Genomic DNA, 14097 nt, shown 5'->3' on the forward strand with positions numbered 1-14097 from the left:
GCTTTCTCTGCGGTCATGCCGGCCGTCAGCATCGGTTGGTTTCATGGCTTCCAAGCCTCTCTCGCCCGACAAACAGAAGCTCGCCGCGGAAGAGGCGGCCGAGCTCGACGACAAGCTCGCCTCCGCTGCCAAGCCGGACCTCGAAGAGGACGAGGACGGCGAAGACGAGGGGGATGACGCGCTCGACGATGATAATGACGATGAGGACGAGGACCTCGTCGTCTTTACCGCGCGCGAAGCCGCCGGCGCGCTCGCGACCATCGTCGGATTCGTCAAACCCTATCTGACGAACTACAAGCGGATGCTGTCATACGTGGCGTTCGGCGTCTTCGTGGAGACGCTGTTCAACGTCATCATGCCGCTCAGCCTCAAGTTCCTGATCGACGAGGCGCTCGGGGAGGAGGATTTCCAGGCGCTGTACAAGATCCTCGGCGTGCTTGCGGTCGCCGGCATCTTCACCTCGATCGTTGCCGTCTGGTACGAGCGCTGGGATGCGCGGCTCGCCGCCTGCATCATCTCCGACGTCCGCAAGCGGCTGTTCGAGCACGTCCAGGACCTGCCGGCGGGTTATTTCGGCCGCACCAGGCGCGGCGAGATCCTGTCGCGCTTTTCGGTCGATCTCTCGGCCTTTGAAGGCTCGGTCAAGACCTTTGCCAACAGTGCCGCGCTGCCGTTCCTGGAACTGGTCGCGGGCATCATCCTGATGCTGTTCCTGAACTGGCAGCTCGCCGTCGTCGCGCTGCTGGTGTTTCCGATCACGCTGATCGGCCCGCGGATCCTGACGTCCAAGGCGGTGCAGGCCAACTACGAGCAGAAGCTCAACGAGTCGGCGCTGCTCGGCATGGTGCAGGAGAACGTGGCCGCCCAGGCCGTGATCAAGGCGTTCAGCCTGCAACGCAAGATGTTCGGCTTCTTCAGCTTGCGCAATGACGAGACCCGCAACAAGATCGCCTCGGCGGCGTTCCTCTCGACCATGGTAGAGCGGACGGTCACCATCTCGGTGCTCCTCCTGCACCTCGTGGTGCTCGCGATCGGCGCGTATCTCGCGACCAAGGGCCAGATCACGATCGGCACCTTCGTCACCTTCGAGAGCGCGTTCTGGGAGGTTTCCTACAACATCGCTCATGTGATGCATTTCATCCCGGTGTCGATCTCCTCGGCCGCCGCGATTCGCCACATCCAGGAACTGCTCGACGAGCCGACCCGCGGCGCCGATCGCCCCGGCGCGCCCGATCTGCCGCGTATCACCAACGACATCACTTTCGATCACGTCACCTTCCGGTATGAGGGCAGCCAGACGCCGGTGCTGGACAATCTCAGCCTCAAGCTCAATGCCGGCAAGCGCATCGCGATCGTCGGTCCGAGCGGCTCCGGCAAGAGCACGCTGCTCAATCTGATCCTGCGGCTCTACGTGCCCGACGAAGGCCGCGTCACCATCGACGGCGTCGACGTTCGCAAGGTGACGCTGGATTCGCTGCGCCGGAGCATGGCGGTGGTGTTCCAGGAGAACATGCTGTTCAACATGTCGATCCGCGAGAACATCCGGCTCGGCAAGGAGGGGGCGACCGACGCGGAGGTGGAGGAGGCGGCCAAGAAGGCCGAGATCCACCGCTACATCATGAGCCTGCCGCAGCGATACGACACGCCGGTCGGCGAGCGTGGAGACACGCTGTCTGGCGGCCAGCGCCAGCGCATCGCAATCGCGCGCGCAATCATCCGCAACCCGTCGGTGCTGCTGCTGGACGAGGCCACCTCGGCGCTCGACCAGACCACGGAAGCCGCGATCAACCGCACGCTGCTCAAGATCGCCAAGGGCCGCACCATGATCTGGTCGACTCACCGCCTGACCTCGGTGGTCGAGATGGACGAGATCATCGTGATTTCAGGGGGTAGGGCGATCGAGCGCGGCTCCCACGCCGAATTGCTCGCCAAGAACGGTTCCTATCGCAAGCTGTGGAACGACCAGATCCACCAGCCGCATGGCGCGCCGGCTCACGACGACGACAGAAGCGATGACGACGAAGACGATCTCGATGACGAAGAGGACGAGTAGTGACCGGGCTGGGCACTGCAGCTCAGGCTCGGTGATTCCCGGATGCAAATCGTTCGGCGGGAGCGGAGCCGCTGATTCTTGGTTTCCTTAGGTTGGGCGGCATCAACTCCCGCCGACGGATCCACGCTGCCCGGAGATCGCTGGCGCGACCGGGTTTCACGGCAGGCGATTGCCCTGGATCCCCGCCGCACAAGGCGGATTCGGTCATGGCAGCGGAAAAGAGCTTCGGTTTGGCAATAAAAGTATATTTAATCCGGGTATAATGTCGTCGGAGCTGACAGAGCAGGCCCTTCGTTCCGCGATCGGGCTGGCGTGGTGAGGGCACCGAAGACGCTATTTCTGCAGGCGCATGAAGCGCTTTCTGACTGTCGTTTCGCCTTGACTGGACCGATTCTCGCCTATAGAAAGCGCCTCACTTAACGACAGGCGGTGAGCATCGCCAGCGTCGGAACGGGCCACCCGTTGATCCCAAAGGACCAAGTCCACGAGGGATCGTGCAAGACGGGCACCAACCTCGACGAATGCCGCTCAAACGCTGTCGATCATAGCTAGGCAATGCCAGTGCGACTTTAGTTCTCTTGAGCACGTTCTCTTGAGATCGAATTCGGATGCATGACCTCAGTGCGCGGGCCGCGGCTATACGCTGAACGGCTTCGATACTGCGGTCCTCTGTGGCGTCGAAGCGCTTTCCGCTCGCTGATCGAGCGGTTGGCGCAATTTCGCTTTGTGCGGATTGTTCGCATGAGGTGGCCTCGTCGGGCGGGTGGCTCGAAAGAATTTGCGGTTCCGGCAACGGGCCGCGGCAAGACAGCGGACCCGGAAGGGGCCGCGGCAGAACAAAGGGTAAGGCCAGGATGCCGACGATCAACCAGCTGATCGCTCAACCGCGTGAAGTGCAGAAGTCGCGCAAGAAGGTGCCGGCGCTGCAGCAGTCGCCGCAGAAGCGTGGTGTTTGCACTCGCGTCTACACCACGACCCCGAAGAAGCCGAACTCGGCGCTTCGTAAGGTCGCCAAGGTGCGCCTGACCAACGGCTTCGAGGTGATCGGCTACATCCCCGGCGAGGGCCATAACCTCCAGGAGCACTCGGTGGTCATGATCCGCGGCGGCCGCGTCAAGGACTTGCCGGGCGTGCGCTACCACATCCTCCGCGGCGTTCTGGATACCCAGGGCGTCAAGAACCGTAAGCAGCGTCGTTCGAAGTACGGCGCCAAGCGTCCGAAGTAAGCGGGAACCAGGTCCATGTCTCGTCGCCATTCTGCTGAAAAGCGTGAAGTCCTTCCCGATCCGAAGTTCGGGAACATCATCGTCACGAAGTTCATGAACTCGGTGATGTACGCCGGCAAGAAGTCGGTCGCCGAAGGTATCGTCTACGGCGCGTTCGGCATCATCGAAAGCAAGACCAAGCAGAACCCGCTCGGCGTGTTCGAGCAGGCGCTCGAGAACGTCATGCCGACCATCGAAGTGCGCTCCCGCCGCGTCGGCGGCGCGACCTACCAGGTTCCGGTCGAGGTTCGTTCGACCCGCCGTCAGGCCTTGGGCATCCGCTGGCTGATCGCGGCTGCGCGTGAGCGCAACGAGAAGACGATGACCGAGCGGCTCTCGGCGGAGCTCTTGGACGCATCGAATAATCGGGGGAACGCCGTCAAGAAGCGCGAAGACGTGCATCGCATGGCGGAAGCCAACCGCGCCTTCTCGCACTATCGCTGGTAACGGCGACACACTCGGACTCGCAAGGAACGCCCATGCCCCGCCAACATGCCATCGAGGACTACCGTAACTTCGGTATCATGGCGCATATCGACGCCGGCAAGACCACGACGACCGAGCGCATCCTCTATTACACCGGCAAGAGCCACAAGATCGGCGAAGTGCACGAAGGTGCCGCGACGATGGACTGGATGGAGCAGGAGCAGGAGCGTGGCATCACGATCACTTCGGCCGCCACCACCGCGTTCTGGAACGGCAAGCGCCTGAATATCATCGACACGCCTGGCCACGTCGACTTCACCATCGAGGTCGAGCGCAGCTTGCGCGTGCTCGACGGCGCCGTCTGCGTGCTCGACTCGAACCAGGGCGTCGAGCCCCAGACCGAGACCGTCTGGCGCCAGGGCGACAAGTACAAGGTTCCGCGCATCGTCTTCGCCAACAAGATGGACAAGATCGGTGCGGACTTCTTCAAGTGTCTGTCCGACATCGTCGACCGTCTTGGCGCGAAGCCCGTCGCGATCCAGCTTCCGATCGGTGCCGAGAACAACTTCAAGGGTCTCGTCGACCTCGTGAAGATGAAGGGCGTCGTCTGGAACGATGAATCGCTCGGCGCCAAGTTCGACTATGTCGACATTCCGGAAGACCTCGTCGACCAGGCCAAGGAATACCGCGAGAAGATGGTGGAAGCGGCCGTCGAGCTCGACGACGACGCCATGGCCGCCTATCTCGATGGCAAGGAGCCGGACGAGGCGACGCTGAAGCGGCTGATCCGCAAGGCGGTGCTGACTGGCGCGTTCTATCCCGTGCTGTGCGGCTCGGCCTTCAAGAACAAGGGCGTGCAGCCGCTGCTCGACGCCGTCGTCGATTATCTGCCGTCGCCGCTCGACGTGCCTGCGATCAAGGGCACCGATGACAAGGGTAACGAAGTCGTGCGCAAGGCGGACGACAAGGAGCCCCTGGCGCTGCTCGCGTTCAAGATCATGGACGACCCGTTCGTCGGCACCATCACCTTCTGCCGCATCTACTCCGGCATTCTGCAGAGCGGCACCGGCGTCGTGAACTCGACCCGCGAGAAGAAGGAGCGGATCGGGCGCATGCTCTTGATGCATGCGAACAACCGCGAGGACATCAAGGAAGCCTATGCCGGCGACATCGTCGCGCTGGCGGGCCTGAAGGAAGCGCGCACCGGTGACACGCTGTGCGATCCCGACAAGCAGGTGATCCTGGAGAAGATGGAATTCCCCGAGCCGGTCATCGAGATCGCGATCGAGCCGAAGTCCAAGGCCGACCAGGAGAAGCTGGGCGTGGCGCTGGCAAAGCTCGCTGCGGAGGATCCGTCCTTCCGCGTGTCGACCGACCACGAGTCCGGCCAGACCATCCTCAAGGGCATGGGCGAACTCCACCTCGACATCAAGGTCGACATCCTCAAGCGTACCTACAAGGTCGACGCCAATATCGGTGCGCCGCAGGTGGCCTTCCGTGAGCGCGTCACCAAGCGGGTGGAGCACAGCTACACCCACAAGAAGCAGACCGGCGGTACCGGCCAGTTCGCGGCCGTGTCGTTCATCGTCGAGCCGAACGAGCCCGGCAAGGGCTACGAGTTCGAATCGAAGATCGTCGGCGGCGCGGTGCCGAAGGAATACATTCCCGGCGTCGAGAAGGGCCTGGAGAGCGTGCTGTCGTCGGGCGTGGTCGCGGGCTTCCCCGTGGTCGATGTCAAGGTGACGCTCGTCGACGGCAAGTACCACGACGTCGACTCGTCGGCGCTCGCCTTCGAAATCGCTTCGCGCGCCTGCTTCCGCGAAGCGCTGCAGATGGGCAAGTCCGTCCTGCTCGAGCCGATCATGAAGGTCGAAGTGGTGACCCCGGAAGACTACACCGGCTCGGTCATCGGCGATCTGAATTCCCGGCGCGGTCAGATCCAGGGACAGGACATGCGCGGCAACGCCAACGTCATCAACGCGATGGTGCCGCTCATGAACATGTTTGGTTACGTGAACAATCTGCGCTCGATGAGCCAGGGTCGCGCGACCTTCACCATGCAGTTCGACCACTACGCAGAAGCGCCGGCCAACGTGTCGGCAGAAGTCCAGAAGAAGTTTGCCTGATTGTCGTCGGTCTCAAGCTGACGATTGAACGGAGAGTCAAATGGCCAAAGCAAAGTTTGAACGTAACAAGCCGCACTGCAACATCGGCACCATCGGTCACGTCGACCATGGCAAGACGTCGCTGACCGCGGCGATCACCAAGATCCTCGCCGAGACCGGCGGTGCGACGTTCACCGCGTACGACCAGATCGACAAGGCGCCGGAAGAGAAGGCCCGCGGCATCACGATCTCGACCGCGCACGTCGAGTACGAGACGCAGAATCGCCACTACGCCCACGTCGACTGCCCCGGCCACGCCGACTACGTGAAGAACATGATCACCGGCGCCGCCCAGATGGACGGTGCGATCCTGGTCGTGTCCGCTGCTGACGGCCCGATGCCGCAGACCCGCGAGCACATCCTGCTCGCCCGCCAGGTCGGCGTTCCCGCGCTCGTCGTGTTCCTCAACAAGTGCGACATGGTCGACGATCCGGAGCTGCTCGAGCTCGTCGAGCTCGAAGTCCGCGAACTGCTCTCGAAGTACGAGTTCCCCGGCGACAAGATCCCGATCATCAAGGGTTCGGCGCTCGCCGCTCTCGAAGACTCCGACAAGAAGCTCGGCCACGACGCCATCCTCGAGCTGATGCGCAACGTCGATGAGTACATCCCGCAGCCGGAGCGTCCGATCGACCAGCCGTTCCTGATGCCGGTTGAAGACGTGTTCTCGATCTCGGGCCGCGGCACCGTGGTGACCGGCCGTGTCGAGCGCGGCGTCGTCAAGGTCGGCGAGGAAATCGAGATCGTCGGTCTCCGCGCCACCCAGAAGACCACCGTCACCGGCGTTGAAATGTTCCGCAAGCTGCTCGATCAGGGCCAGGCCGGCGACAACATCGGCGCGCTGCTCCGCGGCACCAAGCGCGAGGACGTCGAGCGCGGCCAGGTTCTGGCCAAGCCCGGTTCGGTCAAGCCGCACACCAAGTTCAAGGCTGAGGCCTACATCCTCACCAAGGAAGAGGGCGGCCGGCACACTCCGTTCTTCACCAACTACCGTCCGCAGTTCTACTTCCGCACCACCGACGTGACCGGTGTCGTGCACCTGCCGGAAGGCACCGAGATGGTGATGCCGGGCGACAACATCGCGATGGAAGTGCACCTGATCGTGCCGATCGCGATGGAAGAGAAGCTCCGCTTCGCGATCCGCGAAGGTGGCCGCACCGTCGGCGCCGGCGTCGTCGCCTCGATCATCGAGTAACAAGCGAATAGGGAATGGTGAGTGGCGAATAGGGGATTCTATTCGCTACTCGCTACTCGCCACTCTACTCAAAGAAAGCACGGCAATGAACGGCCAAAACATTCGTATCCGTCTCAAGGCGTTCGACCATCGTATCCTCGATACGTCGACCCGTGAGATCGTGAACACGGCGAAGCGCACCGGCGCGCAGGTCCGCGGACCCATTCCGCTGCCGACGCGCATCGAGAAGTTCACCGTCAACCGTTCGCCCCACGTCGACAAGAAGAGCCGCGAGCAGTTCGAGATGCGCACGCACAAGCGCCTGCTCGACATCGTCGATCCGACCCCGCAGACCGTCGATGCTTTGATGAAGCTCGACCTGGCCGCCGGTGTCGACGTCGAGATCAAGCTCTGAGCAAGACCCCGAGGAGTGGGCATCGGTTCTCGGACCGGGACTTGCTCACTACGAAGATTAGCTAGTCCGCAAGGACAGAAAGAACAGGAAGCAAGCCGATGCGCTCCGGAGTGATCGCACAAAAGGTCGGGATGACGCGGGTCTTCACGGAGGCCGGCGAACATATCCCCGTGACCGTGCTGAAGCTCGGCAATTGCCAGGTCGTAGGCCACCGCACCGAAGAGAAGAACGGTTACGTCGCGCTCCAGCTCGGTTCTGGCAGCCGCAAGACCGTTTACATGCCGAAGGCCGAGCGCGGCCAGTTCGCGGTCGCCAAGGTCGAGCCGAAGCGCCGGGTCGAGGAGTTCCGGGTCAGCGCAGATGCGATGATCCCGGTCGGCGCCGAGATCCAGGCGGATCACTTCGTCGTCGGCCAGTTCGTCGACGTCACCGGCACCTCGGTCGGTAAGGGCTTCGCCGGCGGCATGAAGCGCTGGAACTTCGGCGGTCTGCGTGCCACGCACGGTGTGTCGATCTCGCACCGCTCGATCGGTTCGACCGGTGGCCGTCAGGACCCCGGCAAGACCTGGAAGAACAAGAAGATGCCCGGCCACATGGGTGTCGACCGCATCACCACGCTCAACCTTCGCGTCGTCCAGACCGATGTCGAGCGCGGCTTGATCCTCGTCGAAGGCGCCGTTCCCGGCTCCAAGGGCGGTTGGATCCGCGTGCGCGACGCCGTCAAGAAGCCGCTGCCGAAGGAAGCTCCGAAGCCCGGCAAGTTCAAGGTTGCTGGCGACGCGGAAGCCGCTCCGGCTGCGCAGGAGGCGTGAGATGGAATTGAAGGTCACCACCCTCGAAGGTAAGGAAGCCGGCTCGGTCCAGCTCTCCGACGCCATTTTCGGCCTCGAGCCGCGTGAGGACATCATCGGGCGCTGCGTGCAGTGGCAGCTCAATAAGCGCCAGGCCGGCACGCACAAGGCCAAGGGTCGCGCCGAGATCTGGCGCACCGGCAAGAAGATGTACAAGCAGAAGGGTACCGGTGGTGCTCGTCACGGCTCGGCCCGCGTGCCGCAGTTCCGCGGCGGCGGGCGTGCCTTCGGTCCGGTGGTGCGTTCGCACGCTACCGACCTGCCGAAGAAGGTTCGTGCGCTCGCCCTCAAGCATGCGCTCTCGGCCAAGGCCAAGGACGGCGACCTCGTCGTGATCGAGGAGGCCGCGCTGGAAGCCGCCAAGACCAAGGCGCTGCTCGGTCACTTCTCGGGCCTCGGGCTCACCAACGCGCTGATCATCGACGGCGCCGAGCTCAACAACGGTTTTGCCGCTGCGGCCCGCAACATCCCGAACATGGACGTGCTGCCGATCCAGGGCATCAACGTCTATGACATCCTGCGCCGTCAGAAGCTTGTTCTGACCAAGGCCGCCATCGATGCGCTGGAGGCGCGCTTCAAATGACGAAGAACATCGAGCCTCGCCACTACGACGTGATCCTGTCGCCGGTCGTGACCGAGAAGGCGACGATCGCCTCGGAGCACAACAAGGTGCTGTTCAAGGTGGCCGCAAAGGCGACCAAGCCGCAGATCAAGGAAGCGATCGAGAAGCTGTTCGACGTCAAGGTCAAGAGCGTCAACACGCTGGTCCGCAAGGGCAAGACGAAGATTTTCCGCGGCAATCTCGGCTCGCAGTCGAACTCCAAGCGCGCGATCGTGACCCTCGAAGAGGGTCACCGGATCGACGTGACCACCGGTCTGTAAGGTCGTACGACGATGGCACTGAAGACATTCAATCCCACGACGCCCGGCCAGCGCCAGCTGGTCATGGTCGATCGTTCGGCCCTGTACAAGGGCAAGCCGGTCAAGGCGCTCACCGAGGGCAAGAAGTCCTCGGGCGGCCGCAACAACACCGGTCGCATCACCGTGCGTTTCCGCGGTGGCGGTCACAAGCAGACGCTGCGTACCGTCGACTTCAAGCGCGAGAAGGTCGACGTTCCCGCGACCGTCGAGCGGTTGGAGTACGATCCGAACCGCACCGGCTTCATCGCTCTGATCAAGTATCAGGACGGCGAGCAGGCCTACATCCTGGCGCCGCAGCGCCTGGCCGTGGGTGACACGATCGTCGCCGGCAACTACGTCGACGTGAAGCCGGGCAACGTCATGCCGCTCGGCAACATGCCGGTCGGCACGATCATCCACAACATCGAGGTCAAGATCGGGAAGGGCGGCCAGCTCGCTCGTTCCGCGGGCACCTATGCCCAGCTCGTCGGCCGCGACCAGGACTACGTCATCATCCGCCTGAATTCGGGCGAGCAGCGCCTGGTTCACGGCCGTTGCCGCGGCACGATCGGCGCGGTGTCGAACCCGGATCACATGAACACCTCGATCGGCAAGGCCGGTCGCAAGCGTTGGATGGGCCGCAGGCCGCACAACCGCGGTGTCGCGATGAACCCGATCGACCATCCGCATGGCGGTGGTGAAGGTCGTACCTCGGGCGGTCGCCACCCGGTCACTCCGTGGGGCAAGCCGACCAAGGGCAAGAAGACCCGCACCAACAAGTCGACCAACAAATTCATTCTCCTAAGCCGCCACAAGCGGAAGAAGTAAGGAACGCCGGACATGGTTCGTTCAGTCTGGAAAGGCCCGTTCGTCGAGGGTTCTCTGCTCAAGAAGGCAGATGCCGCGCGCGCGTCCGGCCGTCACGACGTCATCAAGATCTGGAGCCGTCGCTCGACGATCCTGCCGCAGTTCGTCGGCCTGACCTTCGGAGTCTACAACGGTCAGAAGCACGTGCCGGTGGCCGTCAACGAGGAAATGGTCGGTCACAAGTTCGGCGAGTTCTCGCCGACCCGGACCTTCCATGGCCACTCCGGCGACAAGAAAGCCAAGAAGGCTTGAGGATTACACGATGAGCAAACCTAAGCGCGAACGGAGCCTCGCCGAGAACGAGGCCAAGGCGGTCGCCCGGATGCTGCGGGTGAGCCCGCAGAAGCTCAACCTGGTCGCCCAGCTCATTCGCGGCCGGAAGGCGTCTGCCGCGCTCGCCGATCTGCAGTTTTCGCGCAAGCGGATCGCGGTCGATGTCAAGAAGTGCCTGGAATCGGCTATCGCCAACGCCGAGAACAACCATGACCTCGACGTCGACGATCTCGTCGTGGCGCAGGCCTTTGTCGGCAACGGCCTCGTGATGAAGCGCTTTGCCGCCCGCGGCCGCGGCCGCTCGGGTCGCGTCTACAAACCATTTTCGCAGCTGACGATCATCGTTCGTCAGGTCGAAGCCGAAGCAGCCGCTTAAGGGCGCAGGAGAACACGATGGGTCAAAAGATCAATCCGATCGGTCTGCGTCTCGGCATCAACCGGACCTGGGATTCCCGCTGGTTCGCCGGCAAGCAGGAATACGGCAAGCTGCTGCACGAGGACGTCAAGATCCGCGAGATCCTGCACAAGGAGCTGAAGCAGGCGGCCGTTGCCCGCATCGTGATCGAGCGTCCGCACAAGAAGTGCCGCGTCACCATCCACTCGGCCCGTCCGGGCGTGGTGATCGGCAAGAAGGGCGCTGACATCGACAAGCTGCGCAAGAAGGTCGCAGACATCACCTCGTCCGACGTCGTCATCAACATCGTCGAGATCCGCAAGCCGGAGCTCGATGCGACGCTGGTGGCCGAGTCGATCGCTCAGCAGCTGGAGCGCCGCGTGGCGTTCCGCCGCGCCATGAAGCGCGCCGTGCAGTCGGCGATGCGCCTCGGCGCGGAGGGCATCCGCATCAACTGCTCGGGACGTCTGGGCGGTGCGGAAATCGCGCGCATGGAGTGGTACCGTGAAGGTCGCGTGCCGCTGCATACGCTGCGTGCCGACATCGACTACGGCGTTGCGACCGCGTTCACGACCTTCGGCACCTGCGGCGTCAAGGTCTGGATCTTCAAGGGCGAGATCCTAGAGCACGATCCGATGGCCCAGGACAAGAGAATGGCCGAAGGCGAGACGGGTGGCAGTGGTGACCGTGGCCGTCAGCGCCGCGACACGGCTGCAGCCTAAAGCCGCACAGGAATTTGAGGGCTTAAAGCCATGATGCAACCTAAGAAAACGAAGTTCCGGAAAGCGCACAAGGGCCGCATCCACGGCGTTGCGTCTTCGGGCGCGACGTTGGCGTTCGGCCAGTTCGGCCTCAAGGCGACCGAGCCTGAGCGTGTTACCGCGCGCCAGATCGAAGCCGCCCGCCGCGCGCTGACCCGTCACATGAAGCGCGCCGGCCGCGTCTGGATCCGCGTGTTCCCCGACGTTCCGGTGTCCAAGAAGCCGGCCGAAGTCCGCATGGGCTCCGGCAAGGGTTCGCCGGAATTGTGGGTCGCGCGCGTCAAGCCGGGCCGGGTGCTGTTCGAGATCGACGGCGTCAACACCCAGACCGCGCGTGAGGCGCTGACCCTGGCGGCAGCCAAGCTGCCGATCAAGACGCGCTTCGTCGAGCGCATTGCGGAGTAATGGCCATGGCCCAGATGAAGATCGAAGACATCCGCGCGATGAGCCCCGACCAGCAGGATGACGCCATCCTGAATCTGAAGAAGGAGCGCTTCAACCTGCGCTTCCAGCGCGCCACCGGGCAGCTCGAGAACACCTCGCGCCTGCGCGAGGCTCGCCGTGACATCGCCCGGATCAAGACCGTCGCCGCGCAGACGCGCGCCAAGAAGAAGTAAGAGGCTTACGAAGATGCCGAAACGTACTTTGCAGGGCGTGGTCGTCAGCGACAAGCAAGCCAAGACCATCGTGGTGCGGGTCGATCGCCGCTTCACGCACCCGATCTACAAGAAGACCATCCGCCGGTCGAAGAACTACCACGCGCACGACGAGAGCAACGAGTTCAAGCCGGGCGACATGGTGTGGATCGAGGAAACGAAGCCGATTTCGAAGTTGAAGCGCTGGGTCGTGATCCGGGGCGAACACAAGAAAAGCGCCTGATCTGTTGGCTCTAGCCGACTGACTTCAGGGAAATGTTGAGCGCCGGCTGGGCTGGCGCAAAGAGAAAGAGGACGAGGTGCATCAATGATTCAGATGCAGACCAACCTCGACGTGGCCGACAATTCTGGCGCACGCCGTGTCATGTGTATCAAGGTGCTCGGAGGCTCCAAGCGCCGCTACGCCACGATCGGCGACATCATCGTCGTGTCGATCAAGGAAGCGATTCCGCGTGGCAAGGTGAAGAAGGGCGACGTGATGAAGGCCGTCGTGGTGCGCGTCCGCAAGGACATCCGCCGCGCCGACGGTTCGGTCATCCGCTTCGACCGCAACGCCGCCGTGCTGATCAACAACCAGTCCGAGCCGGTCGGCACCCGTATCTTCGGGCCCGTGCCGCGCGAGCTGCGCGCCAAGAACCACATGAAGATCATCTCGCTCGCGCCGGAGGTGCTGTGATGGCTGCGAAGATCCGCAAGGGCGACAAGGTCGTCGTGCTGACCGGCCGCGACAAGGGCCGCACCGGCGAGGTGTTCGAGGTGCGTCCCGACGCCGGTACCGCGCTCGTGCGCGGCATCAACGTGGTCAAGCGTCACCAGAAGCAGACGCAGGCCCAGGAGGGCGGCATCATCTCGAAAGAGGCGCCGATCCAACTGTCCAACATCGCGTATGTCGGCAAGGACGGAAAGCCGACCCGCATCGGATTCAAGATTCTGGCGGACGGCAAGAAGGTCCGCATCGCCAAGAGCTCGGGAGCTGAGATCGATGGCTGAGGCCGCTTACACGCCGCGCCTGCGCGCGGAATATGATGCGAAGATCCGCACGGCTCTGACCGAGAAGTTCGGTTACGAGAACGTCATGCAGGTTCCGCGCCTGGACAAGGTCGTGCTGAACATGGGCGTTGGCGATTCCGTCAACGACCGCAAGAAGGCCGAGACCGCCGCTGCCGAGCTGACCCAGGTCGCCGGCCAGAAGGCGATCGTGACCTATTCGCGTATCGCGATCGCGACCTTCAAGTTGCGTGAGAACCAGCCGATCGGCTGCAAGGTCACGCTGCGCAAGGCCCGTATGTACGAGTTCATCGATCGCCTGGTGACGGTCGCACTGCCGCGCGTCCGCGACTTCCGCGGCCTGAACCCGAAGAGCTTCGACGGCCGCGGCAACTACTCGCTCGGCATCAAGGAACACATCATTTTCCCCGAGATCGACTTCGACAAGGTCACGGAAGCCCGCGGTATGGACATCACCGTCTGCACCACGGCCAAGACCGACGAAGAGGCGAGGGCCTTGTTGACCGCTTTCAATTTCCCGTTCCGGCAGTGAGACGCTGACCTAGAGCCTCTCAAACGCGGATACCCAGGAGCCAAGCATGGCAAAGAAGAGTTCAGTCGAGAAGAACAACAGGCGCAAGCGGATGGTGAAGAACGCCGCCGCCAAGCGCGAGCAGTTGAAGGCGATCATCGCCGACAAGGCGCTGCCGATGGAGGAGCGGTTCGCCGCGACCCTGAAGCTGGCGGAAATGCCGCGCAATTCGTCGGCGACCCGCATCCGCCTGCGCTGCGAGCTGTCGGGCCGCCCGCGCTCGAACTACCGCAAGAACAAGCTGTCCCGTATCGCGCTGCGCGACCTTGGCTCCAGGGGCCTGGTCCCGGGCCTCGTGAAGTCCAGCTGGTAAGGAGGGTC

At 63.2% G+C, this 14097-nt stretch carries 20 protein-coding genes; all 20 read left to right on the plus strand.

Annotated elements, in window-relative coordinates:
- The first annotated feature begins 43 nt into the window (after positions 1-43).
- Positions 44-2053 (plus strand): ABC transporter ATP-binding protein, encoded by a 2010-nt coding sequence (locus ABIF91_RS33735; RefSeq protein ID WP_028177963.1) that lies wholly within the window; start codon positions 44-46, stop codon positions 2051-2053.
- An 854-nt stretch (positions 2054-2907) separates the two neighbouring features.
- Complete coding sequence (rpsL, locus tag ABIF91_RS33740) at positions 2908-3279, plus strand: 30S ribosomal protein S12 (RefSeq protein WP_007603006.1); 372 nt, start codon at positions 2908-2910, stop codon at positions 3277-3279.
- Between the two features lie 15 nt (positions 3280-3294).
- A complete protein-coding gene (rpsG, locus tag ABIF91_RS33745; RefSeq protein WP_018647239.1) occupies positions 3295-3765 on the plus strand; it encodes a 30S ribosomal protein S7 in 471 nt (156 codons plus the stop codon).
- Positions 3766-3797: 32 nt separating this feature from the next.
- Positions 3798-5870, plus strand: a complete 2073-nt coding sequence (fusA, locus tag ABIF91_RS33750; protein WP_028177964.1) for an elongation factor G — start codon at positions 3798-3800, stop codon at positions 5868-5870.
- A gap of 40 nt (positions 5871-5910) precedes the next feature.
- On the plus strand, positions 5911-7101 hold the full coding sequence (gene tuf / locus ABIF91_RS33755; protein ID WP_028177965.1) for an elongation factor Tu: 1191 nt from the start codon (positions 5911-5913) through the stop codon (positions 7099-7101).
- 85 nt (positions 7102-7186) lie between these two features.
- Positions 7187-7495 (plus strand): 30S ribosomal protein S10, encoded by a 309-nt coding sequence (gene rpsJ / locus ABIF91_RS33760; protein WP_002712302.1) that lies wholly within the window; start codon positions 7187-7189, stop codon positions 7493-7495.
- Positions 7496-7593: 98 nt separating this feature from the next.
- Positions 7594-8307 carry a 50S ribosomal protein L3 gene (rplC, locus tag ABIF91_RS33765; protein ID WP_024342448.1) on the plus strand — a complete coding sequence of 238 codons (714 nt, stop codon included), beginning with the start codon at positions 7594-7596 and terminating at the stop codon, positions 8305-8307.
- A gap of 1 nt (position 8308) precedes the next feature.
- Positions 8309-8929 carry a 50S ribosomal protein L4 gene (gene rplD / locus ABIF91_RS33770; protein ID WP_028177966.1) on the plus strand — a complete coding sequence of 207 codons (621 nt, stop codon included), beginning with the start codon at positions 8309-8311 and terminating at the stop codon, positions 8927-8929.
- Positions 8926-9228, plus strand: a complete 303-nt coding sequence (locus ABIF91_RS33775) for a 50S ribosomal protein L23 (protein WP_007603019.1) — start codon at positions 8926-8928, stop codon at positions 9226-9228. Before rplD ends, ABIF91_RS33775 begins: the two co-directional genes overlap by 4 nt.
- A 12-nt stretch (positions 9229-9240) precedes the next feature.
- Positions 9241-10074, plus strand: a complete 834-nt coding sequence (gene rplB, locus ABIF91_RS33780; RefSeq protein WP_028177967.1) for a 50S ribosomal protein L2 — start codon at positions 9241-9243, stop codon at positions 10072-10074.
- 12 nt (positions 10075-10086) lie between these two features.
- Complete coding sequence (gene rpsS, locus ABIF91_RS33785; protein WP_008136357.1) at positions 10087-10365, plus strand: 30S ribosomal protein S19; 279 nt, start codon at positions 10087-10089, stop codon at positions 10363-10365.
- Positions 10366-10375: 10 nt separating this feature from the next.
- On the plus strand, positions 10376-10762 hold the full coding sequence (rplV, locus tag ABIF91_RS33790; RefSeq protein ID WP_024342451.1) for a 50S ribosomal protein L22: 387 nt from the start codon (positions 10376-10378) through the stop codon (positions 10760-10762).
- 17 nt (positions 10763-10779) lie between these two features.
- Positions 10780-11502 carry a 30S ribosomal protein S3 gene (gene rpsC / locus ABIF91_RS33795; protein WP_028177968.1) on the plus strand — a complete coding sequence of 241 codons (723 nt, stop codon included), beginning with the start codon at positions 10780-10782 and terminating at the stop codon, positions 11500-11502.
- A gap of 30 nt (positions 11503-11532) precedes the next feature.
- The gene (gene rplP, locus ABIF91_RS33800; RefSeq protein ID WP_008136349.1) at positions 11533-11946 is read left to right on the plus strand and encodes a 50S ribosomal protein L16; all 414 of its coding nucleotides are present in this window, start codon (positions 11533-11535) and stop codon (positions 11944-11946) included.
- Positions 11947-11951: 5 nt separating this feature from the next.
- On the plus strand, positions 11952-12158 hold the full coding sequence (rpmC, locus tag ABIF91_RS33805) for a 50S ribosomal protein L29 (protein WP_011088144.1): 207 nt from the start codon (positions 11952-11954) through the stop codon (positions 12156-12158).
- 13 nt (positions 12159-12171) lie between these two features.
- A complete protein-coding gene (gene rpsQ, locus ABIF91_RS33810; protein WP_028177969.1) occupies positions 12172-12420 on the plus strand; it encodes a 30S ribosomal protein S17 in 249 nt (82 codons plus the stop codon).
- A gap of 84 nt (positions 12421-12504) precedes the next feature.
- Positions 12505-12873, plus strand: coding sequence for a 50S ribosomal protein L14 (rplN, locus tag ABIF91_RS33815; protein WP_007603030.1), 369 nt, complete (start codon positions 12505-12507; stop codon positions 12871-12873).
- Complete coding sequence (gene rplX, locus ABIF91_RS33820; RefSeq protein WP_028177970.1) at positions 12873-13187, plus strand: 50S ribosomal protein L24; 315 nt, start codon at positions 12873-12875, stop codon at positions 13185-13187. Before rplN ends, rplX begins: the two co-directional genes overlap by 1 nt.
- Positions 13180-13737 carry a 50S ribosomal protein L5 gene (rplE, locus tag ABIF91_RS33825; RefSeq protein ID WP_028177971.1) on the plus strand — a complete coding sequence of 186 codons (558 nt, stop codon included), beginning with the start codon at positions 13180-13182 and terminating at the stop codon, positions 13735-13737. Before rplX ends, rplE begins: the two co-directional genes overlap by 8 nt.
- A 46-nt stretch (positions 13738-13783) precedes the next feature.
- Positions 13784-14089, plus strand: coding sequence for a 30S ribosomal protein S14 (gene rpsN / locus ABIF91_RS33830; RefSeq protein ID WP_424579632.1), 306 nt, complete (start codon positions 13784-13786; stop codon positions 14087-14089).
- The last annotated feature ends 8 nt before the right edge of the window (positions 14090-14097 follow it).

Origin of the sequence: Bradyrhizobium sp. USDA 241 (assembly GCF_049739505.1) — a bacterium.
Lineage (GTDB): Bacteria > Pseudomonadota > Alphaproteobacteria > Rhizobiales > Xanthobacteraceae > Bradyrhizobium > Bradyrhizobium liaoningense.

What these genes read in the sequence shown, in the direction of transcription:
- rplD (WP_028177966.1), top strand. Translation starts at nt 8,309, where the DNA reads ATGGAATTGAAGGTCACCACCCTCGAAGGTAAGGAAGCCGGCTCGGTC.
- rpsG (WP_018647239.1), top strand. Translation starts at nt 3,295, where the DNA reads ATGTCTCGTCGCCATTCTGCTGAAAAGCGTGAAGTCCTTCCCGATCCG.
- tuf (WP_028177965.1), top strand. Translation starts at nt 5,911, where the DNA reads ATGGCCAAAGCAAAGTTTGAACGTAACAAGCCGCACTGCAACATCGGC.
- rpsS (WP_008136357.1), top strand. Translation starts at nt 10,087, where the DNA reads ATGGTTCGTTCAGTCTGGAAAGGCCCGTTCGTCGAGGGTTCTCTGCTC.
- ABIF91_RS33775 (WP_007603019.1), top strand. Translation starts at nt 8,926, where the DNA reads ATGACGAAGAACATCGAGCCTCGCCACTACGACGTGATCCTGTCGCCG.
- fusA (WP_028177964.1), top strand. Translation starts at nt 3,798, where the DNA reads ATGCCCCGCCAACATGCCATCGAGGACTACCGTAACTTCGGTATCATG.
- rplC (WP_024342448.1), top strand. Translation starts at nt 7,594, where the DNA reads ATGCGCTCCGGAGTGATCGCACAAAAGGTCGGGATGACGCGGGTCTTC.
- rplP (WP_008136349.1), top strand. Translation starts at nt 11,533, where the DNA reads ATGATGCAACCTAAGAAAACGAAGTTCCGGAAAGCGCACAAGGGCCGC.
- rplN (WP_007603030.1), top strand. Translation starts at nt 12,505, where the DNA reads ATGATTCAGATGCAGACCAACCTCGACGTGGCCGACAATTCTGGCGCA.
- rplV (WP_024342451.1), top strand. Translation starts at nt 10,376, where the DNA reads ATGAGCAAACCTAAGCGCGAACGGAGCCTCGCCGAGAACGAGGCCAAG.
- rpsC (WP_028177968.1), top strand. Translation starts at nt 10,780, where the DNA reads ATGGGTCAAAAGATCAATCCGATCGGTCTGCGTCTCGGCATCAACCGG.
- rpsJ (WP_002712302.1), top strand. Translation starts at nt 7,187, where the DNA reads ATGAACGGCCAAAACATTCGTATCCGTCTCAAGGCGTTCGACCATCGT.
- rplX (WP_028177970.1), top strand. Translation starts at nt 12,873, where the DNA reads ATGGCTGCGAAGATCCGCAAGGGCGACAAGGTCGTCGTGCTGACCGGC.
- rpsQ (WP_028177969.1), top strand. Translation starts at nt 12,172, where the DNA reads ATGCCGAAACGTACTTTGCAGGGCGTGGTCGTCAGCGACAAGCAAGCC.
- rplE (WP_028177971.1), top strand. Translation starts at nt 13,180, where the DNA reads ATGGCTGAGGCCGCTTACACGCCGCGCCTGCGCGCGGAATATGATGCG.
- rplB (WP_028177967.1), top strand. Translation starts at nt 9,241, where the DNA reads ATGGCACTGAAGACATTCAATCCCACGACGCCCGGCCAGCGCCAGCTG.
- rpsL (WP_007603006.1), top strand. Translation starts at nt 2,908, where the DNA reads ATGCCGACGATCAACCAGCTGATCGCTCAACCGCGTGAAGTGCAGAAG.
- rpmC (WP_011088144.1), top strand. Translation starts at nt 11,952, where the DNA reads ATGGCCCAGATGAAGATCGAAGACATCCGCGCGATGAGCCCCGACCAG.
- ABIF91_RS33735 (WP_028177963.1), top strand. Translation starts at nt 44, where the DNA reads ATGGCTTCCAAGCCTCTCTCGCCCGACAAACAGAAGCTCGCCGCGGAA.
- rpsN (WP_424579632.1), top strand. Translation starts at nt 13,784, where the DNA reads ATGGCAAAGAAGAGTTCAGTCGAGAAGAACAACAGGCGCAAGCGGATG.